This is a genomic window from Cellulomonas sp. RIT-PI-Y (genome assembly GCF_025642745.1).
Taxonomy (GTDB): domain Bacteria; phylum Actinomycetota; class Actinomycetes; order Actinomycetales; family Cellulomonadaceae; genus Cellulomonas.
Genome location: NZ_JANZKP010000044.1, coordinates 1 through 22,707 on the forward strand (window position 1 = coordinate 1; position 22,707 = coordinate 22,707).

A 22,707-nucleotide genomic window follows, 5' to 3' on the forward strand; every position below is an offset into this window, starting at 1 on the left:
CCCGTCGACTGGGTGCGGAGGTCACGGTGGTCGAGCGCTCCGGGCTCGGTGGCGCCGCGGTGCTGACGGACGTCGTGCCGTCCAAGACACTGATCGCCACCGCGGAGTGGATGACCATCGCCGAACGCGCCCCCGAGCTCGGCATCCGGGTCGACGTGCCCGCGGGCACCGAGGAGGGCCCGGCCGCTGCGGGGGAGCGGCGGCACTCGATCGACATGGTCCAGGTCAACGCCCGGGTGCGCGACCTGGCCGCCGCACAGTCCCGGGACATCCTGACCCGGCTGGAGCGGGAGGGCGTGGAGGTGCTGACCGGCCACGCGCGGCTGTCCGGCCCGGACCGGGTGCTGGTCGACGGCGATGAGCTGCGGGCCGATGCCGTCCTGCTCGCCACCGGTGCCACCCCGCGCACCCTGCCGGACGCCCAGCCGGACGGGGAGCGGATCCTGACCTGGACCCAGCTGTACCGGCTGGAGGCGCTGCCCGAGCGGCTGATCGTGGTCGGCTCCGGTGTGACCGGTGCGGAGTTCGCCGGGGCGTACGTCTCGCTGGGCTCGCAGGTCGTGCTGGTCTCCAGCCGGGACCGGGTGCTGCCGGGGGAGGACGCCGACGCCGCGGAGATGCTGGAGGAGGTGTTCCGCTCCCGGGGGATGGAGGTGGTGCCGCGCTCGCGGGCGGTCGCCGCCGCACGCACCGCCGACGGGGTCCGGGTGACCCTCGCCGACGACCGGGTGATCGAGGGCTCGCACGTGCTGCTCGCGGTCGGGTCGGTGCCGAACAGCACGGACCTCGGCCTGGAGACCGCCGGGGTGCGGACCACCCGCAGCGGTCACATCGAGGTGGACAAGGTGTCCCGGACCGCCGCCCGTGGGGTCTACGCCGCCGGGGACGTCACCGGGGTGCTGCCGTTGGCCTCGGTCGCCGCGATGCAGGGCCGGATCGCCATGTCGCACGCTCTGGGCGACGCGGTGAGCCCGCTGTCGCTGCGCTCGGTGGCGGCCAACATCTTCACCGCGCCGGAGATCGCGACCGTCGGCGGCAGCGAGGTGTCCCTGACCGAGCGGGGCGCGCACTTCGTCACCAACACCCTGCCGCTGGCCCGCAACCCGCGGGCCAAGATGCTCGGGGTCCGGGACGGGTTCGTGAAGCTGTTCGCGCACCCGGTGTCCGGCACCGTGCTGGGCGGGGTGGTCGTCGCGCCACGCGCCAGCGAGCTGATCTTCCCGATCACGCTGGCGGTGGCGCACGGGCTGACCGTGGACGACGTGGCCTCGGCGTTCACGGTGTACCCGTCGCTGTCCGGGTCGATCGCGGAGGTCGCGCGGGTGCTGCACCACCCGGAGGACTAGCGCGGCGCGACGTCCACCACCACCGCGCGGTGATCGGAGGGGTCGGCGTCCAGCACGCGTGCGTCGGTGAACGTCACCTGCCGCCCGAGGATCCAGTCGATCCGCACCTGCGGATCGACGCTCGGGTAGGTCAGCGCGTCGGGATCGCCGACGGCGTCGATCGCGCTGACCCACCCGGCTCCGGTCAGCCGCTCCGGTTCCGGCCACCCCGGCTCGGCGTTGAAGTCCCCGGCCAGCACACTCGGTCCGTCGTCCGGCAGCGCGGCGGTCAGCGCGTCCAGCTGCGCGAGCCGGGTGGCGGTGTTCTCGTCCCGGTGCTGCAGGTGCACCGAGGTGACGCGCACCCAGCTGCCGTCGTCGGCCTGGACCCGCGCGGTGAGCGCGGACCGCTGCTGCGGGCCCTCGCCGTAGGGCAGCTCGATCACCTGGACGTCGGTGAGCGGCGTGCGGGACAGCAGGACGTTGCCGAACTGCCGGTCCGCGGCGGGCGCGAACGCCACCTCCATGTCCAGCCGCTCCGCCAGCCAGGTGGCCATGTCCACGCCGCCGCCGAGCACCCAGCCGCGCGCGACCTCCTGCAGCGCCACCACGTCGGGCTGCTCCGCCTCGATGGTCCGGGCGATCTGCTCCAGGTCGACCCGGGTGTCCAGGGCGACGCCGTAGTGCAGGTTCCAGTCCAGCACCCGGAACCCGTCGTCGTCCGCGACCGCGGGGTCCCCGGCCCAAGGACGCCACCAGCCGACCAGGAGCAGCAGCACCGACGGCAGCACCAGCAGGCGCAGCGCATTGGCCCGCAGCGGCGGGGCGACCGGCCCCTCGCCGGTGGAAGGGGCGACGCCGGGGGTGGTGCGTCGCAGCCCGGACAGGGCGAGCAGGACGGCACCGGCCACCACGACCCAGGCATTGTCGATGCCGAGCGGGACGTCGTAGTCGAGCAGGTAGACCAGCAGGACCAGCACCAGGAGGCCGCCCACCCCGGCGGTGGCGACGGCGGTCCGGGCGATCCCGGGCGGAGCGGGGCGCCGGGTGCTCAGCGACCCGGCCAGCACCACGCCGGTGGCGATCTGGGCCAGGCCGGCGGCGACCAGCGCCACCACATCCGGCAGCAGGAAGGCCAGCGCCACCAGGATCGGCAGCGCCACCGCGCACACCACCCGGATCGCGGGCGTGAGCACGTCGGGCACCAACAGCACCCAGACCGTGGCGGCGGCGCTCAGCACCAGCACGGCGGCGGCCAGCACCAGACCGACGCCGGACTGGGCGGCCACGAACGCGGGGTCGGCCAGCACCATCACGATCAGGGCCAGCGCCGGGCCGAGCGCCCAGGTGCGGCGCGGCCGGCCCTCCGCGGGCTCCCGACGGCCCAGCGCGGCCAGCGCGACCGCCGCGCCCACCAGCAGGACGGCCCAGAGGACGCCGGTCAGCCCGCCACGCCACAGCGGGTCCCAGGTGCGCAGCACGGTCTGCACCCCGACCGAGACGCCGATGCCGAGCACGATCCCGATCGCGGCCTGGCGCCCGCCGGCGGCCCGGCCCGCAGCGCGCGCGACGCTCAGCACCAGGGCGGTGATCGCCAGTGCGGCGGTGAGCAGTCCGGCGGCGAACCGGGCCTGGTCGGTCAGCAGCTGGGTCGCCAGCCGGGCGGCGCCGAGCACGGAGACCGCGAGCAGGACGCCGGAGCCGCGGCGCCGGGTCAGCGTCAGCCACAGGGCGCTGAACAGGCCCGGCGCGATCAGGTAGGTGCCGATCGCGGTGGCGGCGACGGTCAGGGTGCCGACGGTGAACGCCCGGTCGAGCACCGGCCCCGAGGCACGGATCGCGTCGACCGCGAGCAGGGTGACGACGGCGACCAGCGCGACCCGGCTGGCGATCCCCGCGTCGGGCGGGCGGGTCGAGTCCTCGGGAGTGCTCACCGGAGCAACCTACCGTCGGCTCAGCTCTCCGCCTCGATCGCGGCCTCGATCCGCGGGCGCAGCAGCGGCCAGGCCTCGGCGAACCCGGAGTGCAACGGTCGTCGGTCGACCTCCTCCAGCGGGACCCAGCGGATCTCGGCGCTCTCCGCGTCGGTCGGCCGGACCTCGGCGTCGGGCACGGTGAGGACCGCGAGCACCGTGGTGTAGCTCCAGTCGCCGTGGTCCAGCACGTGCTCCCCGACGATCCGGAGCAGCGACGGGTCGATGCCGGCTTCCTCGGCGGCCTCGCGCAGTGCACCCTCGGTGGCGGACTCCTGCGGTTCGCGGGCGCCGCCGGGGATGCCCCAGGTCCCGCCCTGGTGCGTCCACTCCGCGCGGTGCTGCAGCACCACGGCCGGGTGCGGTCCACGGCGGGCCAGGAGCAGACCCGCCGCTCCGTGCAGCCCCCAGTGCCGGTGGCCGCAGCGGCAGTCCACCCAGCCGTCGCCGGGCCGGGGGGTCATGCGATGTCGCAGATCACCGCGCCGGAGCTGACGGTGGCGCCCACCGCGGCGCTCAGGCCGGAGACGGTCCCGGCCTTGTGCGCCACCAGCTGCTGCTCCATCTTCATCGCCTCCAGGACGACGATCAGGTCGCCCTCGGCCACCGCGGCGCCGTCCTCGACCGCGACCTTCACGATGGTGCCCTGCATGGGCGAGGTGAGGCGGGTGCCGGAGACCCCGGCGGCGGCGCGGGCACCGGCCCGGCGGGCGGCCGGGCGCTTGGGTGCGGCACGCCGGCCGGCGCGGGCGGCCAGGGCCGCGGGCAGCACGACCTCCAACCGCTTGCCGCCGACCTCGACCACGACCCGCTCCAGCTCGGTGGGCTCGGAGTCGTCCTCGGTGGCGGTGGCCGGCGCGGCGGCGGTGAGACCGGACAGCTGGTCGGCGAACTCGGTCTCGATCCAGCGGGTGTGCACCGCGAACGGGGTGGACCCCTCGGCCGGCACGAAGGCCTCGGACTCCATCACCGCGCGGTGGAACGGCAGCACGGTCGGGATGCCGGCCACCTCCATCTCGGCCAGGGCACGCCGGGCGCGTTGGGCGGCCTGCGTGCGGGTGGCGCCGGTGACGATCAGCTTGCCGATCATCGAGTCGAAGGCGCCGGAGACCGAGTCGCCCTCGACCACGCCGAAGTCCGCGCGGACCCCGGGGCCGGTGGGCAGCCGCAGGGTGCCGATCCGGCCGGGGGAGGGCAGGAAGTTCGCCGCCGGGTCCTCGCCGTTGATCCGGAACTCGAAGGAGTGGCCGCGGGTCTCGACGTGGTCGTAGCCCAGCGCCTCGCCGTCGGCGATCCGGAACTGCTCGCGGACCAGGTCGATGCCGCTGATCTCCTCGGTGACCGGGTGCTCGACCTGCAGGCGGGTGTTCACCTCCAGGAAGGAGATGGTGCCGTCGACCGCGACCAGGAACTCACAGGTCCCGGCGCCGACGTAGCCGGCCTCGCGCAGGATGGCCTGCGAGGACTCGACCAGGCGGGCGCGCTGGTCGTCGGTCAGATAGGGCGCCGGGGCCTCCTCGACCAGCTTCTGGTGCCGGCGCTGCAGCGAGCAGTCCCGGGTGGAGACCACGACCACGGTGCCGTGCTCGTCGGCCAGGCACTGGGTCTCGACGTGCCGCGGACGGTCCAGGTAGCGCTCGACGAAGCACTCGCCCCGTCCGAAGGCCGCGGTGGCCTCGCGTACCGCGGAGTCGTAGAGCTCGTCGATCTCCTCGGAGGTGCGGGCGACCTTGAGACCGCGACCGCCACCGCCGAACGCGGCCTTGATCGCGACCGGGAGTCCGTGCTCGGCGACGAAGGCGTGCACCTCCTGCGGGCCGGACACCGGGTCGGGCGTCCCGGCCACCAGCGGGGCACCGGCGCGCTGGGCGATGTGCCGGGCGCTCACCTTGTCCCCCAGCGAGGTGATCGCGGCGGGCGGCGGGCCGATCCAGATCAGGCCGGCGTCGATCACCGCCTGCGCGAACTCGGCGTTCTCGGACAGGAAGCCGTAACCGGGGTGCACGGCGTCGGCGCCGGAGCGCCGGGCGACGTCGAGCAGCTTCGCGATGTCGAGGTAGGTCTCGGCCGCGCGGGCGCCGTCCAGGGCGTAGGCCTCGTCGGCCAGGCGCACATGCGGCGCCTCGCGGTCGGAGTCGGCGTAGACGGCGACGGAGCCGAGGCCGGCATCGCGGCAGGCACGGGCGACACGGACGGCGATCTCACCACGGTTGGCGATCAGCACCTTGGAGATACGGGGCACGGCTCACCGTAACGCGCGGCCCCCCTCGGGCGGCGACCCGGCGGGGCCTGGGGGGCGAACTCTGGCAGAACCGTCCAAGAGCCCCCGGAGCGGACTTGTCGGAATCCTCAGGAGACCCGGTTCCACAGGTCGGTGATCGACAGGCCGACCCGGCCGAGCAGCTCGCGCAGCAGCGGCAGGCTGAGGCCGATCACGCCGTGGTGGTCGCCCTCCACCCCGGTGACGAACGCGCCGCCCAGCCCGTCGATGGTGAACGCCCCCGCGACGTGCAGCGGTTCCCCGGTGGCGACGTAGGCCGTGACCTCGGCGTCGGTGACGTCCGCGAAGCGCACCGTTGTCGAGCTGGTGGCGCCGAGCTGGGTCTCGCCCCGGATCAGCCAGTGCCCGGTGTGCAGCACCGCCGCCCGCCCGCGCATCGCCCGCCAGCGCTCGACCGCGTCCGCCGCGTCGGCGGGCTTGCCCAGGACCTGGCCGTCCAGCTCGAGCATGGAGTCGCAGCCCAGCACCAGGGAGTCCGGGTACCCGGCGGCCACGTCGCGCGCCTTGGCGCGGGCGAGCACCAGCACCGCCTCGGCCGGGGCGACCGGTCCGGCGGCAGCGAGGACGGCGGGCTCGTCCACGGCGGAGACCGCGACGACCGGTTCGATGCCGGCCGCGCGCAGGGTGGCGCGGCGGGCGGGGGAGGCGGAGGCGAGCAACAGGTCCACGCGGGTGAGCCTAGGCGCGGATCAGGACATTCGTCCGAGGCGGCCGTCCGGGCGATCCGCGACGATTGTCCGGGATTCCCCAGGGGAGGGTGCGACGATGACCGCTGTGACCGACGACGAGCTGACCGACGACCGGCCCGAGGCCCTGACCGTCGGCGACGACCCCGCCTCCGAGGAGCGCTACCGCTGGCGGCGCCGCACCAACATCGAGATGTTGGTCTCCGGACTGCTCGGCCTGTTCACGTCCTTCGTGCTGTCGATCGAGGCGTGGCGGATCGCGAAGGACCCGGACGTCGTGCTGGGCTGCGACCTCAACGAGGTGATCTCCTGCGGCACCGTCGCCAAGACCTGGCAGGCGAACCTGCTGGGGTTCCCGAACGCCTTCCTCGGGATCGCCTTCGAGGTCGTCGTCATCACGATCGCGGTGGCGGCGATCGGCCGGGTCCGGTTCCCGCGCTGGTTCATGCTCGGCACCCAGGCGCTCTACACGATCGCGTTGTTCTTCGCGTACTGGCTGTTCCTGCAGGCCTACTTCGACATCGGCGTCCTGTGCCCCTGGTGCCTGCTGATCACCGTGACCACCACCCTGGTGTTCGCCGGTCTGACCCGGTGGAACATCCGCGACGGTCATCTGCGGATCGGTCAGTGGGCGCGCGACCTGGTGGCCGGGGGGACCGACTGGTACCTCACCATCGCGTGGCTGGTGCTGTTCGCCGCGATGGTGCTGTTCAAGTACGGCCCGTCCTTCCTCTGACCCGCGCGAGCCCGCCCCGGGCGGTACACCGAGGAGACGACCTCCGCCCTTCCGGGTGGAGGTCGTCTCGTCTGACCAGTCCTGTGGATCCAGTCGCTTCCGGCAGGAGCGGCTCGATGCCGCCCGGTCGGATCCTGCCTGGGCGGCCTTCCTGGTCCGGTCGGGGACGGCTCCCGCGGGGTTCGCGGTCGTCCGGGGACTCGACGCCGACGTCCGGATCCTCAGCAGCTTCTTCATCGTGAACGGCGCCCGCCGTCGCGGGCTGGGACGCGCCGCTGTCGAGCGGGTGACGGGCGCGTACCCGGGGCGCTGGGCGGTCGCGTTGCAGGACGGCAACACGGTGGCATCCCGGTTGTGGCCGGCGGTGGCGGCTCGTGCGGACCGGCACTGGCGACTCGGCCACCGACGCGTCCCGGGCCGGCCCGATCTGCCTGCCGACGCCTGGATCGACTTCACCGTCGGGTAGCTCCCGCGGCACAGGGCCCCGATCCGCGCCGGTCGTCCGCCCGCGCGGATCGGGGTCTGGTCGTGCGCGGGTCAGGCCAGCGCGTCCCGCAGCACGTCCAGGGGCAGGGCGCCGAGGTTCAGCGCGCGCTCGTGGAAGGTGCGCAGGTCGAAGGCCGCACCCTCGCGGGCGGCGACGGCGTCGCGGGTCTGCTCCCAGATCCGCTGGCCGATCTTGTAGGACGGTGCCTGACCGGGCCACCCCAGGTAACGGTTGAGCTCGAACCGGACGAAGTCCTCGTCCATGTTGACGTTCGCCCTGAGGAACTCCCAGGCCTTGTCGGCGTCCCAGGTGCCGCCGCCCCACTCGGCCGGTGCGGCCAGACCCAGGTGCACGCCCAGGTCGAGCACGACGCGGGCGGCGCGCATCCGCTGGCCGTCCAGCATGCCGAGCCGGTCCCCGGCGTCGTCCAGGAAGCCGAGGTCGGCCATCAGCCGCTCGGAGTACAGCGCCCAGCCCTCGCCGTGACCGGAGACCCAGCAGGCCAGCCGGCGCCAGGAGTTCAGCTGCTCGCGCTGGTACACCGCCTGCCCGATCTGCAGGTGATGACCCGGGACGCCCTCGTGGTAGACGGTGGTCTTCTCCCGCCAGGTGTTGAAGGTCGTCACGCCCGGCGGCACGGACCACCACATCCGGCCGGGACGGCTGAAGTCGTCGCTCGGACCGGTGTAGTAGATCCCGCCGTTCTGGGTCGGCGCGATCATGCACTCCAGGGCGTGCAGCGGCCGGGCGATCGTGAAGTGGGTGCCGTCCAGGGCGGTGACCGCCTCGTCGGCGGTGCGCTGCATCCACTCCTGCAGGGCAGCGGTGCCCTCCAGGCGGCGGGCCGGGTCGGCGTCCAGCGCGGCGACGGCCTGCTCGACCGTGGCACCGGGGCCGGCGATCTCCGCGGCGACCTGCTCCTGCTCGGCGACCACCCGGGCCAGCTCCTCCAGGCCCCACTGGTAGGTCTCCTCCAGGTCGATCGTGGCACCCAGGAAGTAGCGGGACCAGAGCGCGTACCGCTCGCGGCCGACCGCGTCCTGCTCGGGGGCCCGGGGCGCGAGCTCGTCCCGGAGGAAGGCGGCCAGCTCGGCGTAGGCGCCGCGTGCGGCCTTGGCGCCCTGGTCCAGCGCACCGGCGAGCGCGGAGTCCTGGGCGACCGCGGCGTGCGCCTGTTCGCCGTCGACGTACTGGGTGAAGAACGAGGTGGCCGGGTCCGCCAGCTCCTCGGCCTGCGCGATCGCCTCGCGCACCTGGCGGATCGCCGGGATCCGGCCCGCGGCGGCGGAGCTCCGCAGGGACTCGACGTAGCCGGACGCGGACTGCGGCACCGCAGACAGCCGGCGGCCGATCGTGGCCCAGGCCTCGGCGCCGTCGGTGGGCATGAGGTCGAAGACGTCGCGCATGCCCTGCACCGGCGAGGCGATGTTGTTCAGCTCGCGCTCCAGCTCGCCCGACTCGTGCAGCTCCAGCTCCAGGCCGAGGCGCTCGCGCATGGCGGCGAGGGTGACGCGGTCGGTGTCGTCCGCGGGGGCGGCGGCGTCCAGCTCGCGCAGGGTGTGGCGGGCCGCGTCGGCGCGAGCCTGCAGCCCGGCCGGGGAGTGGTCGGTCATCTCGTCGTCGTGACCCGGGATGCCGAGCGCGGTGGCGGTCTCCGGGTCGAGGGCGGCGAAGGTCTGGACGTAGGCGTCGGCGATCCGGTCGATCGCGGTCTCAGGACGGGGGTTCACCCGACCGACCCTAACGCGCGCTCCACCGCCAGGCGTCGGGACCCCGGTGCCACTGCGCGCGGGCACCGCGCAGGCCACGGGCGCGGTCGGACCAGGCGGCCGACGGCTCGTCCTCCGGCGTGTCCTCGTGGACCGCCGCGGCGACCAGGCCGGCCACCAGCGCGGCCAGCTCGACGTCGTCGGGGGTGCCGCGGACCACCCGCACGTGCGGCAGATCGCTCACAGCGCGCCCCCGTCGTCGTCGGTGTCCTCGTCGTCGAACCCGACCGGCGCGCCGCGCGAGCTGCCCCACTCCTGCACGCTGAAGCCCGCGGCGATCAGCCGTTCGACCAGGTCGGCGCCGGCGTCGTCGATCAGGCCGAGGGCGGCCTCGGCGGTCTGGTCGGTGGGCTCGGGCGGCAGGCCGACCACGAACCCCAGGTGGAACTCGTCGACCGAGACGCGCTCGTCGGGGTCGTGGTGGTCCGGCTCGTCGCCCGCCCAGATCATCCCGGTCAGCTCCGGGTGCAGGCCCAGCCGCTCGTGCAGCAGGTCGTAGATCCGGGCGTTGAGGCCGCCGACCTCGGACTCCAGGGCCAGTACCCGGGGGTCCTCGTCCGCCTCGGTGGAGCCGAACTCGGCGCGCACCCCGACGGCGGTGTCCACGTAGGAGTGCAGGGTGGCCGCGAGCTCGTCCACCAGCTGGTGGAAGGGCGCGGGGTCGACGCCGGACAGCGGAGCGGGGTCGTGTGCCTCGCTCACAGCGGGATGTTCCCGTGCTTCTTGGCGGGCAGCTCGGCGCGCTTGGTGCGCAGCAGGCGCAGGGCCCGGACGATCTGCGAGCGGGTCTGCGCGGGTGCGATCACCGCGTCGACGTAGCCGCGGTCGGCGGCGTCCCAGGGGTTCACGATGGCCTCCTCGTACTCGCTGGTGAGGCGGGCACGCTCGGCGTCGACATCCCCACCGGCCTCGGCGACCTGCTTGAGCGCCCCGCGCTGCAGGATGTTCACCGCGCCGCCGGCCCCCATCACGGCGATCTGCGCGGTGGGCCAGGCCAGGTTGACGTCCGCGCCGAGCTGCTTGGACCCCATCACGATGTAGGCGCCACCGTACGCCTTGCGGGTGATCACGGTGACGAGCGGGACGGTGGCCTCGGCGTAGGCGTAGATCAGCTTGGCACCGCGCCGGATGATGCCGTTCCACTCCTGGTCGGTGCCGGGCAGGAAGCCGGGCACGTCCACGAAGGTCAGCACCGGGATGTTGAACGCGTCGCAGGTCCGCACGAACCGGGCGGCCTTCTCCGCGGCGTCGATGTCCAGGGTGCCGGCCATGGTGAGCGGCTGGTTGGCGACGACGCCGACCGAGCGGCCCTCGACCCGGCCGAAGCCGATCAGCACGTTCCGGGCGAACAGCGGCTGCACCTCGAGCAGCTCGCCGTCGTCCAGCACGTGCTCGACCACGGTGCGCATGTCGTAGGGCTGGTTGTCCGAGTCCGGGACCAGGACGTCCAGTTCCAGGTCGGCGTCGGTCACGTCGGTGGCCTCGTCGGCGGCGTCCTCGTCGACCGGCCAGACCGGCGGGTCGGAGAGGTTGTTCTGCGGCAGGTAGCCGACCAGCTGGCGCACGTAGTCCAGGGCGTCGTCCTCGTCGGCGGCCAGGTAGTGCGCGACCCCGGAGCGGGTGTTGTGCGTGGTCGCCCCGCCGAGCTCCTCGAAGCCGACGTCCTCACCGGTGACCGCGCGGATCACGTCCGGGCCGGTGATGAACATGTTGGAGGTGCCGTCGGCCATCACGATGAAGTCGGTCAGGGCGGGGGAGTACACCGCGCCACCCGCCGACGGGCCGAGGATGAGGCTGATCTGCGGGATCACACCGGAGGCGGCGACGTTGCGCCGGAAGATCTCGGCGAACTGGGTCAGCCCGGCCACACCCTCCTGGATCCGGGCGCCGCCGCCGTCGGAGATGCCGATCAGCGGGACACCGGTGCGCAGCGCCAGGTCCATCACCTTGGTGATCTTCTGACCGTGCACCTCGCCCAGGCTGCCGCCGAATACGGTGAAGTCCTGGGAGTAGACCGCGACCGGCCGACCGTCCACCGTGCCGTGCCCGACCACGACCCCGTCGCCGGGGATCCGCTTGGCGTCCAGGCCGAAGTTGGTCGACCGGTGCCGGACGAAGGCGTCGATCTCGGTGAACGAGCCGGGGTCGAGCAGCTGCTCCACCCGCTCCCGGGCGGTGTGCTTGCCGCGGGCGTGCTGCTTGGCGGTGGCGTTCTCCTCCGCGTCGGTCACCGCGCGGCGGTGGCGGTCGGCGAGGTCGGCCAGCTTGGCGGCGGTGCCGCGGGGCGTCGTGGGCTGCGAAGGGTCAGTCACCCGCCCGAGCGTAGTTCGCCGCCGGTCTCCGGACAGTGCGGAATGGGCGCAGCGCTCGGCCGGCCGGCCTGTGGGGTTGCCACAATGGCGCGCATGACCCGGATGCCCGCCTCGCGCCGACCGTTGGACACCGCTCGGGTGCAGGAGCAGCTGGCGCCGGTGATGCGAGGCGGGATCGTGCTGCTCGACACGGCCGGTTCCACCAACACGGTGCTCCGGGAACGGCTGCGCGACCAGGACTGGACGGGCCCGGTGCTGCTCAGCGCTGAGCACCAGCAGGCCGGGCGCGGCAGGGCCGGGCACGACTGGCAGACCCCGGCGGGTGCGGCGCTGACCGTGTCGATCGCGGTCCGGCCCCCGCGGCCCCGGGACACCTGGGGCTGGCTGCCGTTGCTGACCGGGGTGGCGGTCTGCCGGGCGATCGAGCAGGTCGCGGGCCTGGCCCCTGCGCTGAAGTGGCCGAACGACGTCCTGGTGCCGGACGCGGAGCGGAGGTCGGCGCCGGGCTGGGGCGGGCACCGCAAGGCGGTCGGCATCCTCACCGAGGCGGTGGGCGACCTGGTGATCGCCGGGATCGGGATCAACGTCGACCAGAGTCCGGCGGAGCTCCCGGTGCCGCACGCGGTGTCGCTGCGCGCCGCCGGGGCCGGGGTCGTCGACCGCACCGCGCTGCTGATCGCGGTGGCCCGGGAGGTGGTGGCGCTGACCGGCGCCCCACGATCCGCTGCGACCGAGGACGAGGTCCGGGACCGATGCCTCACCCTCGGCACCGACATCGAGGCCGATCTGCCCGACGGCGGGCGGCTCACCGGTCGCGCCGAGTCGATCGACGCCGACGGCTCCCTGCGGGTCCGTGGCCCGGACGGGAGTCTGCGCACGCTCTCCGCCGGTGACCTGCGTCACGTCCGGCCGCGCGGTGAACTAGGCTCGGGCGAGTGACCGAGCAGGGAATCGACGGGGCGACGACCTCCACCTCCGCCCAGCGGGCCGCACGGCTGGATGCCGCGCTGCTCGGTGGTCCGCGCACCCTCACCCTGCGTGACCTGGCCGAACGTTCCGGGGTGGAGCTGGATCTGGTCCGGCTCTACTGGCGGACGCTGGGTCTTCCGCACCCCGACGCGGACGACATCGCCTTCACCTGCGCCGACGCCGAGGCGGTCGAGCGCACGATGGCGCTGCTGCGGGAGGGCAAGGTCGACCAGCACACGATGATCTCCCTGACCCGGGCGCTCGGGCACACCGGTGACCGGCTCGCGCTGTGGCAGGTCGAGGCACTGGTGGAGGACATGGCCACCCGGCGCGGGATGGACGACCCGGCGGCCCGGCGTGCGGTGCTGGACGAGATCGACGAGCTCGCCCCGGTGCTGGTGGCGCAGCTGGTGCACTCCTACCGGCGGCAGCTGGCGGCGATCGCCGGGCGGTACGCGGTGGAGTTCGCGGACGGCGGCGCGGGGGAGACCGACCCGACCGCGCTGCCGCTGGCCCGGGCGGTGGGCTTCGCGGACATGGTGTCGTTCACCCGGCGCACCGCGGGACTGGGATCGACGGACCTGTCCGACTTCGTGCAGCGGTTCGAGACCGTGGTCCGGGACGTGGTGACCGCCACCGGCGGCCGGGTGGTCAAGACCATCGGCGACGCGGTGCTGTTCGTCGCTGACGACATCCGGACCGGTGCCCGGGTGGCGATCGAGCTGGCCCGGGTGCTGGGCGGCGACCTGGACGTGGAGCGGGAGCGGGCGGTCGGCGGACTGGCCGAGGGCGCTCGCGGCGTGACCCCGGTCCGGGTCAGCGTGGTGTGGGGCCGGGTGCTGTCCCGGTTCGGCGACGTCTTCGGTCCGTCGGTGAACGTGGCGGCCCGGCTGACCGACATCGCGGAGCCGTCCACCGTGCTCACCGATCCGGCGACCGCGCGGCTGCTCGCGGGGGACCCCGGGGTGCAGCTGACCGAGCTGCCGGAGCGCGAGCTGGAGGGCATCGGCCGGATGGCGCCGGTGCGGGTCGACCGGATCTGAGCGCCGGCCGGTTCGACCGCGAGGGGTCGAATCGATTCGCGGGCCTGTGCTGCCGCGTGGGACCATGGCGCACGAGATGAACTCCCACACCCCGGTCAGCCGCAACACCGCCAAGTACGTCCTCATGCTCGGTGTGATGACCGCCCTCCCGGCGATCTCCACCGACATCTACCTGCCCTCGCTGCCCGACGTGGCGCGCGACCTGCACACCAGCGGGACGATGGCGCAGCTGACCATCACCTGCATGATGGTCGGCGGCGCGGTCGGCCAGCTGGTGGTCGGACCGCTGTCCGATCGGTTCGGCCGCCGGCTGCCGGTGCTGATCGGGGTCGCGCTGCACGTGCTCACCTCGGTGCTGTGCGCGGTCTCCCCGGCGATCGTGCCGCTGATCGTGCTGCGGGCCGCCCAGGGGTTCTTCAACGCCTCGGCCACCGTGGTGGCGATGGCGGTGATCCGCGACCGGTTCGTCGGACCGGACGCGTCCCGGCTGCTGTCCCGCCTGATGCTGGTGATCGGGGTCGCACCGCTGTTCGCGCCGTCGGTCGGCGGGCTGATCGCCGGGCAGTGGGGCTGGCGCGCGGTGTTCGGCGCGCTGGCGGTCTACGGGGTGGTGCTCTGGTTCGTGGTGCTGCTCCGGCTGCCGGAGACCCTGCCCGCCGAGCGCCGGATCGGGTCGGTCGCCGGGGCGTGGCGCGGCTACCGGGTGCTGCTGCGGGACCGGCACTTCGTGGCGCTGGCGGTGATGCCCGGCCTGGGCCAGGCGGTGCTGATGAGCTACGTGGTCGGCTCGCCGTTCGTGCTGCGCGAGGGCTTCGACCTGAGTGCGAACCAGTTCGCGCTGATCTTCGCGGTGAACGGTCTCGGCCTGGTCGCCGGGGCGCAGGTCAACGCGGCGATGGTCCGCAAGGTCGCGCCGATCCGGATCATCCGGTCCGCGCTGCCCGTGTGCGTCGGCCTGACCGCGGTGTTGCTCGCCCTGGTGCTGACCGGCACCGGCGGGCTGATCGGGTTGCTGGTCGTGCTGTTCCTGCTGCTCTCGGTGCTGAACTTCATCCCGCCGAACGCCTCCGCGATCGCGCTGTCCCGGCACGGCGAGCGGGCCGGCACCGCGGCGGCGTTCATCGGCTCCTGCCAGGCGGGGGTGGCCGGCCTGGTCAGCCCGCTGGTCGGCCTGCTCGGCGAGGACGCGCCGGCGATGGGCACCGTGATGTTCGGCGCCGCCGTCACGGCCCTGCTGGTGCTGGCGCTGGCGACCCCGGCGTACCGGCGCGGCGGCTGGTCGCACGCCTGAACACCGCGCCGCCGACCGCCACCAGCACCCCGATCACCACCAGCACCCACCACTGCTCGCGCAGTCCGTCGGTCGCGGTGTCGGCGACGATCCCCACCGCCGACCCGGGCGTGACCGCGTCGCCGACAGCGTCGACGAGCCGTCCGCGGACGATCAGGTAGCCGAGCAGCGCCAACCCGGCGAGCACGGCGATCCCGGCACCCCACAGTGTCACCGCGCGCACCCGCCGTCGGGCGCTCAGGACGCTGCCGATCACCAGGACCCCGCACAGCGCCGGCAGCCAGATCCCGGCGGCCACCACCCGGGGCGTCCAGCGCACCAGGTCCCGCAGGGTGTCGGAGGCGAGCACCGGGAACACGATCTCGGACGGCAGCCGGTCCACCAGGGTCGGGTCCTCGATCCCGGCGAGTGCCAGGGTCTGCCGCGCCACGTCGCGCAGCACCGGGGTGAGGTCGATGCCGAGCGTGCCGTCCGGGTCGATCCGGGTGACCGTGCCGGACGACCCGGTCGCGAGCGGGGCGACGATCTCCTGATGCGTGAGGGACAGCGCCTCCCGCCACAGGGTGCCGAAGGCGGACGACTCCACCACACCGGTCGCGGCGCGCTCGATCAGGGCCCGGGCCGCGCTCGCGGTGAGCTGCGCGGCGGTGGCCCCGGTCCGGGACTCGGGCACCGGGATCCGGGCCGCCACCGCGTCGACCAGCGGGTCGGCCTCGGCCACGATCCGGTTCGCCACCGCCTCCTGCACGGTCGGGTCCGCGGCCAGCGGGGTCAGCTCGACCACGAACCGGTCGCCGTCCAGCAGCAACGGCCGGGCGCCGGCCGCGACCGTGGCGGGCAGCGTCAGCAGCAGGGCCAGCACCCCGGTCAGGACCGCCGCCGCCCGGCGCACGTCAGTCCAGCGTCCGGCTGAAGTGGTGCGAGGAGATGTGCATCCGCTCGCGCAGGTAGAACCGGTGCGCGTCGAACCGGTGCACGCCGGAGTCCAGGTCGATCGCCGCGCAGCCCAGCTCGCGGGCGCGCCGGGCCAGCTCCCCGAGGAGCGCGGAGCCGTAGCCCCGGGAGCGCTCGGCGGCGGCGGTGCTGAGGTCGTCCACGTAGAGCTTGCGCCGCAGGTGCGTGTTCGCCAGCACCCGCCATCCGGCGACGGCGCGCACGACGCCGTCGTCCACCGCGGCGGTGAACCGCAGCCCCTGGGGTGCGCCCTCGGCGATCACCTCCGCCAGCTGCTCGGCGGTCAGCTCGGTCCGCAGTTCCTGGAGCACGGGCAGCGCCTGCGCCCACAGCGGGTGGTCGGCGGGCAGGTCGATGAACTCGGTCATGCGCGCCACCCTCCCAGACGGGAGACGGCCTCGTGAAGCACCGCCTCCTGCTTGACGTAGGTGAACCGGACCGCGGAGCGCAGCGCTCCCGGGGTCCGGGTGAAGGCGCTCACCGGTACCCCGACCACCCCGGCCCGTTCCGGCAGCTCCCGGCAGAAGGCCGCGGCGTCCCGGACCCCCAGCGGCGCGGCGTCCGCGACGACGAAGTACGTGCCCCGCGCCGGGATCACGTCGAACCCGGCTGCGGTGAGACCCGCGGTGAGCAGATCCCGCCGCGCGGCCAGCGACGACGCCAGCCCGGCGATCCAGCCGGAGTCCGGGTCGGTCAGCGTCTCCAGGGCCAGCGCGTGCGCGATCGCGGGCTGGAACGGCGCCCCTGTGGTGAAGGTGAGGAACTGCTTGACGGTCCGCACCGCGTCCACCAGCGCGGCCGGGCCGGTGAGCCAGCCGATCTTCCAGCCGGTGAACGAGAAGGTCTTGCCCGCGGAGGACACGGTCAGGGTCCGCTCGGCCGCGCCGGGCAGGGTGGCGACCGGGACGTGCCGCAGGCCGTCGTAGACCAGGTGCTCGTAGACCTCGTCGGTGAGGATCAGCGCGTCGTGTCGCCGGGCGGCGGCCACGATCGCGGCCAGCTCCTCGGCGCCGAGCACGGCGCCGGTCGGGTTGTGCGGGGTGTTGACCAGGATGATCCGGGTGCGGTCGGTGACCGCGGCGTGCAGCTGGTCCAGGTCGAGCCGGAATCCGCCGGGGGTGGGTCGCAGCGGCACGGTGGTGTGCCGGGCGCCGGACATCGCGATCACGGCGGCGTAGGAGTCGTAGAACGGTTCCAGGGTGAGCACCTCGTCGCCGGGTCCGGCCAGCGCGAGGATGCTCGCGGCCAGCGCCTCGGTGGCGCCGGTGGTGATCAGCACCTCGCGGTCCGGGTCGACGGCCAGGCCGTAGTGCCGCTGCTGGTGGGCGGACACCGCGGCGCACAGCTCGGGGATGCCGGGGCCGGGCGGGTACTGGTTGGCGCCGGCGGCGATCGCCTCGGCCGCCACCCGCTTCACCGACTCCGGGCCGTCGACGTCCGGGAAGCCCTGCCCGAGGTTGATCGCCCCGGTCCGGGCGGCGAGGGCGGACATCTCGGTGAAGATCGTGGCGCGCGGGCTGCCGTCGTCGCCGATCAGGCCGGTGGCGTGGGCGACGTCGCGCCAGCGCCCGGTGGGGAGGTCGTCGGTGCTCATCCCCGCCGAGGGTAGTCGGTCAGATCCCGGCCGCCGCGAGCAGTCCGAGCGCGATCAGCACCACCAGCGACGACCAGGCGCAGACCACCCACCACGCGGCGTGCTGCCGCTTGCGGAGGGAGGTGCGAGAGGTCGCCATACCCACCGGATCGGCAGCGGGACGCCGCCGTGCAAGGTTTCCGGGCGGGCGATTCTCAGCCCTGTGCGGACTGCACGTCCCCGGCGACCTTCTCCAGCTGGTCGGAGAGCGCCTGCAGTGCGTCGGCCGCGGCACCGTCCACCCCGGCGGCGGCGGAGTCCAGCGCGGTGCGGGCCGAGTCCAGGTCGGTCCGGGCCTGCGCGAGCTGGTCCTGGGCCGCCGCGGACCCGTCCTGCGCGGCGGCGTCGACCGCGGCGTTCGCCTCGTCCAGGGCGGTGGACGCCTGGGTGACCGCGTCCTGGGCCGCCGCGGTGGTGCCGCTGACCTGCTCCTTGGCGTCGTTCAGGGTGGCACCGGCCTGGTCGATGGCGGCGGCGGCCCGGTCGGCGAGCTCGCCGAGCTGGTCCACGGTCGCACCGGCGGACTCGACGGCGTCACGGGCCTGGTCGACGGCGTCCCGAGCCTCGGCGCAGCCCACCAGGAGCAGGCCTGCCAGCGGCAGGACGGTCAGGGCGAGGGCGGCAGGGGTGCGTCGCATGCGGTCAGTGTGCCATCACGGTCTGGACAAAGTCTGAACCCGACGGTGCCCCGTCCGCCGAACGGCGGACGGGGCACCGGACCGGGCGATCAGGACGCCGGGGCCTCCTCGACCACGACGGCCTTGCGGGCCTTCACCTCGGCGACCGAGGTGCCGTAGTACGCGGCGGTCATGATGTCCTTCATGTCCTCGCGCATCGGCATCCGCGGGTTCGCCGGGGCGCACTGGTCCTCGTAGGCGCCCATCGCGACCTCGTCCAGGCGGGACAGGAAGTCCTGCTCGTCCACGCCCTGGGCCTGGAAGGAGTTCGGGATGCCCACCTTGGCGCGCAGCGCCTCGATCGCCACCGCGTAGGACTCCACGCCCTGCTCCGGGGTCTCGGCCGGCAGGCCCAGCATCTGGGCGATCTGCTGGAAGCGCTCCGGGGCGACGTAGTGCTCGTACTTCGGCCAGCTGGTGAGCTTGGTCGGGATCTGGCCGTTGTAGCGGATCACGTGCGGCAGCAGGGTCGCGTTGGTCCGGCCGTGCACCAGGTGGAAGGTCGAGCCGACCACGTGGGCCATGGCGTGCACGATCCCGAGGAACGCGTTGCCGAAAGCCATCCCGGCGATGGTGCCGGCGTTGTGCATCTTCTCCCGCGCGGCCTTGGTCTCCGGGTCGGCCGGGTCGCCGTTCACGGACTGGGCCAGGTTGTCGAAGATCAACCGGATCGCCTGCAAGGCCATGCCGTCGGTGAAGTCGTTGGCGTAGACCGCGACGAACGCCTCGGTGGCGTGGGTCAGGGCGTCGAACCCGGAGTCGGCGGCCAGCGAGCGCGGCATCTTGGACGTCAGGACCGGGTCGATGATCGCGACGGTGGGGGTCAGCGCGTAGTCGGCCAGCGGGTACTTCTTGCCCGCCTCCGGGTCGGAGATGACCGCGAACGGGGTGACCTCGGCGCCGGTGCCGGAGGTGGTCGGGATGCAGACCAGCTTGGCCAGGTCACCGAGCACCGGGAACTTGAAGGCGCGCTTGCGGACGTCGAAGAACTTCTGCTTGAGGTCGCTGAACACGATCTCCGGGTGCTCGTACAGCAGCCACATCACCTTGGCGGCGTCCATCGGGGAGCCACCGCCCAGCGCGATGATCGTGTCCGGGCGGAAGTGCCGCATCTGAGCGGCCCCGGCCTGGACGGTCTGCACGGAGGGCTCCGGCTCGACCTGGTCGATGATCTGGACCGACACCTTGTTGGGGCGGCGGTTGAGCACGTCGAGCACCTTGTCGACGAAGCCCAGGGTGGTCATCGTGGAGTCGGTGACGATGGTGACGCGCTCGACGTCGGCCATGTCGGACAGGTAGCGGATGGCGTTCGGCTCGAAGTACGTCTTGGCCGGGACCTTGAACCACTGCAAGTTGTTGTTCCTCCGGCCCACGCGCTTGATGTTCACCAGGTTGATCGCCGACACGTTGTTCGACACCGAGTTGTGGCCGTAGGAGCCGCAGCCCAGGGTCAGCGACGGGATGAAGGCGTTGTAGATGTCACCGATGCCGCCGAGCGACGAGGGGGCGTTGCAGATCACCCGGATCGCCTTGACCCGGCGGCCGTACTCGACGGTCAGCGCCTCGTCCTGGGTGTGGATCGCGGCCGAGTGGCCCAGGCCGTCGAACTCCACCATCTGCTCGGCCAGCTGGAAGCCGTGCTCGGTGCTGGTGGCGTGCAGGACGGCGAGCACCGGGCACAGCTTCTCCCGGGTCAGCGGCTCGTGCGGGCCGACGCCGGTGACCTCGGCCAGGATGATCGAGGTGTCGGCCGGGACGGTGAAGCCCGCCTGCTCGGCGATCCACTGCGGCGACTTGCCGACCACGGTCGGGTTCAGCTTGGCGTCGGCGCAGTTCTTGCCCTTGGCCTCGACGCCGAAGATGAACTTCTCCAGCAGCGCCTTCTCCTTCTTGGAGACCTTGTAGGCGTGCAGGACGGCGAACTCCGCCAGCGCGGCGTCGTAGATGTCGTCGTCGATGATCACGGCCTGCTCGGAGGCACAGATCATGCCGTTGTCGAAGGCCTTGCTCAGCACCACGTCGTTGACCGCGCGCTTGAGCTTGGCGGACTTCTCGATGTAGGCCGGGACGTTGCCCGCGCCGACGCCCAGGGCGGGCTTGCCGCAGGAGTAGGCCGACTTGACCATCGCGTTGCCGCCGGTGGCCAGGATCGTGGAGACCCCGGGGTGGTTCATCAGCGTGCTGGTGGCCTCCATCGAGGGGGCCTCGACCCACTGGATGCAGTACTCGGGCGCCCCGGCGGCGATCGCCGCGTCCCGGACGATCTTCGCGGCGGCCACGGAGGACTGCTGCGCGTTCGGGTGGAAGGCGAAGATGATCGGGTTGCGGGTCTTCAGCGCGATCAGCGCCTTGAAGATCGCGGTCGACGTCGGGTTGGTCACCGGGGTCATGGCGCAGATGACGCCGACCGGCTCGGCGATCTCGGTGATGCCGTTGATCTCGTCCTCGTTGATGACGCCGACGGTCTTCAGCGACGACATCGAGTTGGTGACGTGCTCGCAGGCGAAGATGTTCTTGACGGCCTTGTCCTCGAACACGCCGCGGCCGGTCTCGTTGACGGCGAGCTCGGCCAGGTGGCCGTGCTGGTCCAGGGCGGCCACGGCTGCCTTCTTGACCAGGCGGTCGACGTCTTCCTGAGTGAAACGTGCGTACTCCGCCAGTGCCTTGGTGGCGCCTGCGACCAGCTGGTCGATCGCGGCGGCGACGCCCGTGTCGGTGCTCGTGGTGGTGGTCACGCGGGTCTCCCGGGTGGGTCCGTTGGGGTGGGGTGAGGGCGACGGTGACCTCGTGACAACGAGACTACGTGACTGCATTCACAAAGTCTGGGTCCGATGTCCCACGGACTTTCGACCCGGGCGCGATGTCCGGTTCAGGCGCTAGATGCGGTTGATCGGCGAGGCGTCCAGCGACTCGTCCTCCAGGTCCAGCTCGCGCAGGACCTGACGCATGACCACCTCGTCGACGTTCCCCGCGTCCCGCTCGGACATCAGGGTGGCGCGCTGGGCCGCGACCACGTCCCGGCGCAGGTCCTGCAGGGCCCGGGTCCGGCTGGTGCTGACCTTGGCGAGGTCCTCGTCGCTGGCGATCGTCGGATCCAGCATCACGACGGTGGCGCGCTCGCGGCGGGCGATGCCCTCCGCCAGTCCCCGGGTGAGCAGGCCGGCGCGCTGGGCACCGAGCTTCGGCTCCCACTGCCGTCGGCGCTGCTCGATCACCTCCTGGGCGGCCCGGGTGGTGGCCATCCGGAGCCGGGCCTCCTGGGCGCGGTCCCGGACGGCGTCGTCGGAGCGGACCCCCAGCCGCCGGATCAGCCAGGGCAGCGTCAGGCCCTGGACCAGCAGGGTGCCGATCGCCACCGCGTAGGCGACCAGCTGCAGGGTCGCGCGGTCCGGGAAGTCCGCGGAGCCGGCCACTGCGGGGATACCGGCGGCGGCCGCCAGGGTCACCACGCCCCGCATCCCGGCCCAGGAGACCACCGCGGACTCCTTCACCGACAGGGCGTCGGAGGTCTCGCGGTGCGAGCCGGGCAGCCGGAGATGATCGACCCAGGCGGTGGCGACGATGTAGAGCGGGCGGACCAGGACCGCCGTGCCGAGCACCGCGACCGCGAGCACCAGGGCGGTGCCGAGCCCCTCGTTCGACTCCCGGACGTCGGCGATCAGGCCGGGCAGCTGGACCCCGATCAACGCGAAGGTGAACGACTCCAGCAACAGGTCGAGCGTCTCCCAGATCGGGTCCTGCACCAGACGGGTCGCGTAGCCCGCGCTCGGGGCGGTGTGGCCCAGGTACAGCCCGGCCGCGACCACCGCGAGCACGCCGGAGCCGCCCAGGTGCTCCGCGCCCCAGTAGCAGGCGAACGGGGTGAGCAGCGCGACGGTCGAGGACACCACCGAGTCGTCGAAGGACAGCCGCAGCCGGTGCACGACCCAGCCGATCACCAGGCCCAGCGCCACCCCGACCAGCACCGCCAGCGCGAAGGTCTCCAGCCCCTCGCCCAGTGCCCAGGCGCCGGAGGCGACCCCGGCGAGCGCCACCTTGTACAGGGTGAGCGAGGTGGCGTCGTTGATCAGGCTCTCGCCGCCGATCACCGTCATCACCCGGCGGGGCAGCCCGAGCCGGCGACCGACCGCGGCGGCGGCGACCGCATCCGGGGGAGCGACCACCGCGCCCAGCACCAGCGCCGCCGCGAACGGCAGGTCCGGCACCAGCGCCCAGGCCACCAGGCCGACCGCGACCGCCGAGACGACGACCAGACCGACCCCGAGCCGGACGATCGAGTTCAGCGACCGGCGCATGTCCTGGTACGACGACGACCGCGCCGCCGAGAACAGCAGCGGCGGCAGCACGAACTCCAGGATGAGCTCGGGGTCGACGTCGTACTCGGGCACACCGGGGATCGCGGAGACCACCAGACCGGCCGCCACCAGGACCAGCGGGGCCGGCCACCCCTTGCGGCGGCAGATCGCGGTGATCATCACCGCCCCGGCGATCAGGGCGAAGATCTGGGCACGGTCCACGGGCAGCTCCTCGGGTCAGGCTGCTCCGACTGTAGGCCGCGGACCCTGTGCGGT

Annotated in this window: 21 protein-coding genes; 6 read left to right on the forward strand and 15 right to left on the reverse strand. The window is 73.3% G+C overall.

Going from position 1 to position 22,707, the window contains the following annotated elements:
• Positions 1-1,346 (forward strand): NAD(P)H-quinone dehydrogenase (locus OGL89_RS12945; RefSeq protein ID WP_263120567.1); only part of this gene is annotated, 1,346 nt, incomplete at its 5' end.
• Here OGL89_RS12945 and OGL89_RS12950 read toward each other — a convergent pair.
• The 4 genes from OGL89_RS12950 to OGL89_RS12965 all read right to left on the reverse strand — a co-directional run bounded on the left by OGL89_RS12950 (position 1,343) and on the right by OGL89_RS12965 (position 6,247).
• Positions 1,343-3,259, reverse strand: a complete 1,917-nt coding sequence (locus tag OGL89_RS12950) for an endonuclease/exonuclease/phosphatase family protein (RefSeq protein WP_263120568.1) — start codon at positions 3,257-3,259, stop codon at positions 1,343-1,345. The two genes, OGL89_RS12945 and OGL89_RS12950, sit on opposite strands and share 4 nt — an antisense overlap.
• Positions 3,260-3,279: 20 nt before the next feature.
• Complete coding sequence (locus OGL89_RS12955) at positions 3,280-3,762, reverse strand: NUDIX domain-containing protein (protein ID WP_263120569.1); 483 nt, start codon at positions 3,760-3,762, stop codon at positions 3,280-3,282.
• Entirely contained in the window at positions 3,759-5,540 is a 1,782-nt protein-coding gene (locus OGL89_RS12960; protein WP_263120570.1) for a biotin carboxylase N-terminal domain-containing protein, read from the reverse strand. The genes OGL89_RS12955 and OGL89_RS12960 overlap by 4 nt, the downstream gene beginning before the upstream one ends.
• Positions 5,541-5,647: 107 nt before the next feature.
• Positions 5,648-6,247: a nucleoside triphosphate pyrophosphatase gene (locus OGL89_RS12965; protein WP_263120571.1), complete on the reverse strand. Its 600-nt coding sequence runs from the start codon at positions 6,245-6,247 to the stop codon at positions 5,648-5,650.
• A gap of 97 nt (positions 6,248-6,344) precedes the next feature.
• Here OGL89_RS12965 and OGL89_RS12970 point away from each other — a divergent pair, with 97 nt between their 5' ends.
• Together OGL89_RS12970 and OGL89_RS12975 are read left to right on the forward strand one after the other, a co-directional pair.
• Positions 6,345-7,001 (forward strand): vitamin K epoxide reductase family protein, encoded by a 657-nt coding sequence (locus tag OGL89_RS12970; protein ID WP_263120572.1) that lies wholly within the window; start codon positions 6,345-6,347, stop codon positions 6,999-7,001.
• Between the two features lie 55 nt (positions 7,002-7,056).
• A complete protein-coding gene (locus OGL89_RS12975; RefSeq protein ID WP_263120573.1) occupies positions 7,057-7,467 on the forward strand; it encodes a GNAT family N-acetyltransferase in 411 nt (136 codons plus the stop codon).
• Positions 7,468-7,538: 71 nt separating this feature from the next.
• Here the strand turns inward: OGL89_RS12975 and OGL89_RS12980 are convergent, their stop codons facing one another.
• The 4 genes from OGL89_RS12980 to OGL89_RS12995 are packed head-to-tail and all read right to left on the reverse strand — an operon-like array spanning position 7,539 to position 11,569.
• Positions 7,539-9,218 (reverse strand): DUF885 domain-containing protein, encoded by a 1,680-nt coding sequence (locus OGL89_RS12980; protein WP_263120574.1) that lies wholly within the window; start codon positions 9,216-9,218, stop codon positions 7,539-7,541.
• A gap of 10 nt (positions 9,219-9,228) precedes the next feature.
• Entirely contained in the window at positions 9,229-9,441 is a 213-nt protein-coding gene (locus OGL89_RS12985) for an acyl-CoA carboxylase epsilon subunit (RefSeq protein WP_263120575.1), read from the reverse strand.
• Entirely contained in the window at positions 9,438-9,959 is a 522-nt protein-coding gene (locus tag OGL89_RS12990) for a hypothetical protein (protein WP_263120576.1), read from the reverse strand. The genes OGL89_RS12985 and OGL89_RS12990 overlap by 4 nt, the downstream gene beginning before the upstream one ends.
• Positions 9,956-11,569, reverse strand: a complete 1,614-nt coding sequence (locus OGL89_RS12995) for an acyl-CoA carboxylase subunit beta (protein ID WP_263120577.1) — start codon at positions 11,567-11,569, stop codon at positions 9,956-9,958. Before OGL89_RS12995 ends, OGL89_RS12990 begins: the two co-directional genes overlap by 4 nt.
• Before the next feature lie 93 nt (positions 11,570-11,662).
• Between OGL89_RS12995 and OGL89_RS13000 the strand changes: the two genes are divergently transcribed.
• The 3 genes from OGL89_RS13000 to OGL89_RS13010 all read left to right on the forward strand — a co-directional run bounded on the left by OGL89_RS13000 (position 11,663) and on the right by OGL89_RS13010 (position 14,872).
• Positions 11,663-12,508: a biotin--[acetyl-CoA-carboxylase] ligase gene (locus tag OGL89_RS13000; protein ID WP_263120578.1), complete on the forward strand. Its 846-nt coding sequence runs from the start codon at positions 11,663-11,665 to the stop codon at positions 12,506-12,508.
• Entirely contained in the window at positions 12,505-13,581 is a 1,077-nt protein-coding gene (locus OGL89_RS13005) for an adenylate/guanylate cyclase domain-containing protein (RefSeq protein ID WP_263120579.1), read from the forward strand. The genes OGL89_RS13000 and OGL89_RS13005 overlap by 4 nt, the downstream gene beginning before the upstream one ends.
• A gap of 76 nt (positions 13,582-13,657) precedes the next feature.
• The gene (locus tag OGL89_RS13010; protein ID WP_263120580.1) at positions 13,658-14,872 is read left to right on the forward strand and encodes a multidrug effflux MFS transporter; all 1,215 of its coding nucleotides are present in this window, start codon (positions 13,658-13,660) and stop codon (positions 14,870-14,872) included.
• Here OGL89_RS13010 and OGL89_RS13015 read toward each other — a convergent pair.
• The 7 genes from OGL89_RS13015 to OGL89_RS13045 form a co-directional block, all read right to left on the reverse strand.
• Entirely contained in the window at positions 14,805-15,764 is a 960-nt protein-coding gene (locus OGL89_RS13015) for a hypothetical protein (protein ID WP_263120581.1), read from the reverse strand. The two genes, OGL89_RS13010 and OGL89_RS13015, sit on opposite strands and share 68 nt — an antisense overlap.
• Position 15,765: 1 nt before the next feature.
• Complete coding sequence (locus tag OGL89_RS13020; RefSeq protein ID WP_263120582.1) at positions 15,766-16,194, reverse strand: GNAT family N-acetyltransferase; 429 nt, start codon at positions 16,192-16,194, stop codon at positions 15,766-15,768.
• Positions 16,191-17,420 (reverse strand): pyridoxal phosphate-dependent aminotransferase, encoded by a 1,230-nt coding sequence (locus OGL89_RS13025; RefSeq protein WP_263120583.1) that lies wholly within the window; start codon positions 17,418-17,420, stop codon positions 16,191-16,193. Before OGL89_RS13025 ends, OGL89_RS13020 begins: the two co-directional genes overlap by 4 nt.
• A 19-nt stretch (positions 17,421-17,439) precedes the next feature.
• The gene (locus OGL89_RS13030) at positions 17,440-17,559 is read right to left on the reverse strand and encodes a molybdopterin oxidoreductase (protein WP_263120584.1); all 120 of its coding nucleotides are present in this window, start codon (positions 17,557-17,559) and stop codon (positions 17,440-17,442) included.
• 55 nt (positions 17,560-17,614) lie between these two features.
• On the reverse strand, positions 17,615-18,097 hold the full coding sequence (locus OGL89_RS13035) for a hypothetical protein (RefSeq protein ID WP_263120585.1): 483 nt from the start codon (positions 18,095-18,097) through the stop codon (positions 17,615-17,617).
• An 89-nt stretch (positions 18,098-18,186) separates the two neighbouring features.
• Positions 18,187-20,871 (reverse strand): bifunctional acetaldehyde-CoA/alcohol dehydrogenase, encoded by a 2,685-nt coding sequence (adhE, locus tag OGL89_RS13040; protein WP_263120586.1) that lies wholly within the window; start codon positions 20,869-20,871, stop codon positions 18,187-18,189.
• 141 nt (positions 20,872-21,012) lie between these two features.
• A complete protein-coding gene (locus OGL89_RS13045) occupies positions 21,013-22,653 on the reverse strand; it encodes a Na+/H+ antiporter (protein WP_263120587.1) in 1,641 nt (546 codons plus the stop codon).
• Positions 22,654-22,707: the final 54 nt, after the last annotated feature.

Bases quoted from the DNA above. Each gene is read 5' to 3' on its own strand.
- OGL89_RS12970 (WP_263120572.1), top strand. From the start codon at position 6,345: ATGACCGCTGTGACCGACGACGAGCTGACCGACGACCGGCCCGAGGCC.
- OGL89_RS13010 (WP_263120580.1), top strand. From the start codon at position 13,658: ATGAACTCCCACACCCCGGTCAGCCGCAACACCGCCAAGTACGTCCTC.
- OGL89_RS13025 (WP_263120583.1), bottom strand. From the start codon at position 17,420: ATGAGCACCGACGACCTCCCCACCGGGCGCTGGCGCGACGTCGCCCAC.
- OGL89_RS13020 (WP_263120582.1), bottom strand. From the start codon at position 16,194: ATGACCGAGTTCATCGACCTGCCCGCCGACCACCCGCTGTGGGCGCAG.
- OGL89_RS13030 (WP_263120584.1), bottom strand. From the start codon at position 17,559: ATGGCGACCTCTCGCACCTCCCTCCGCAAGCGGCAGCACGCCGCGTGG.
- OGL89_RS13035 (WP_263120585.1), bottom strand. From the start codon at position 18,097: ATGCGACGCACCCCTGCCGCCCTCGCCCTGACCGTCCTGCCGCTGGCA.
- OGL89_RS12955 (WP_263120569.1), bottom strand. From the start codon at position 3,762: ATGACCCCCCGGCCCGGCGACGGCTGGGTGGACTGCCGCTGCGGCCAC.
- OGL89_RS13000 (WP_263120578.1), top strand. From the start codon at position 11,663: ATGACCCGGATGCCCGCCTCGCGCCGACCGTTGGACACCGCTCGGGTG.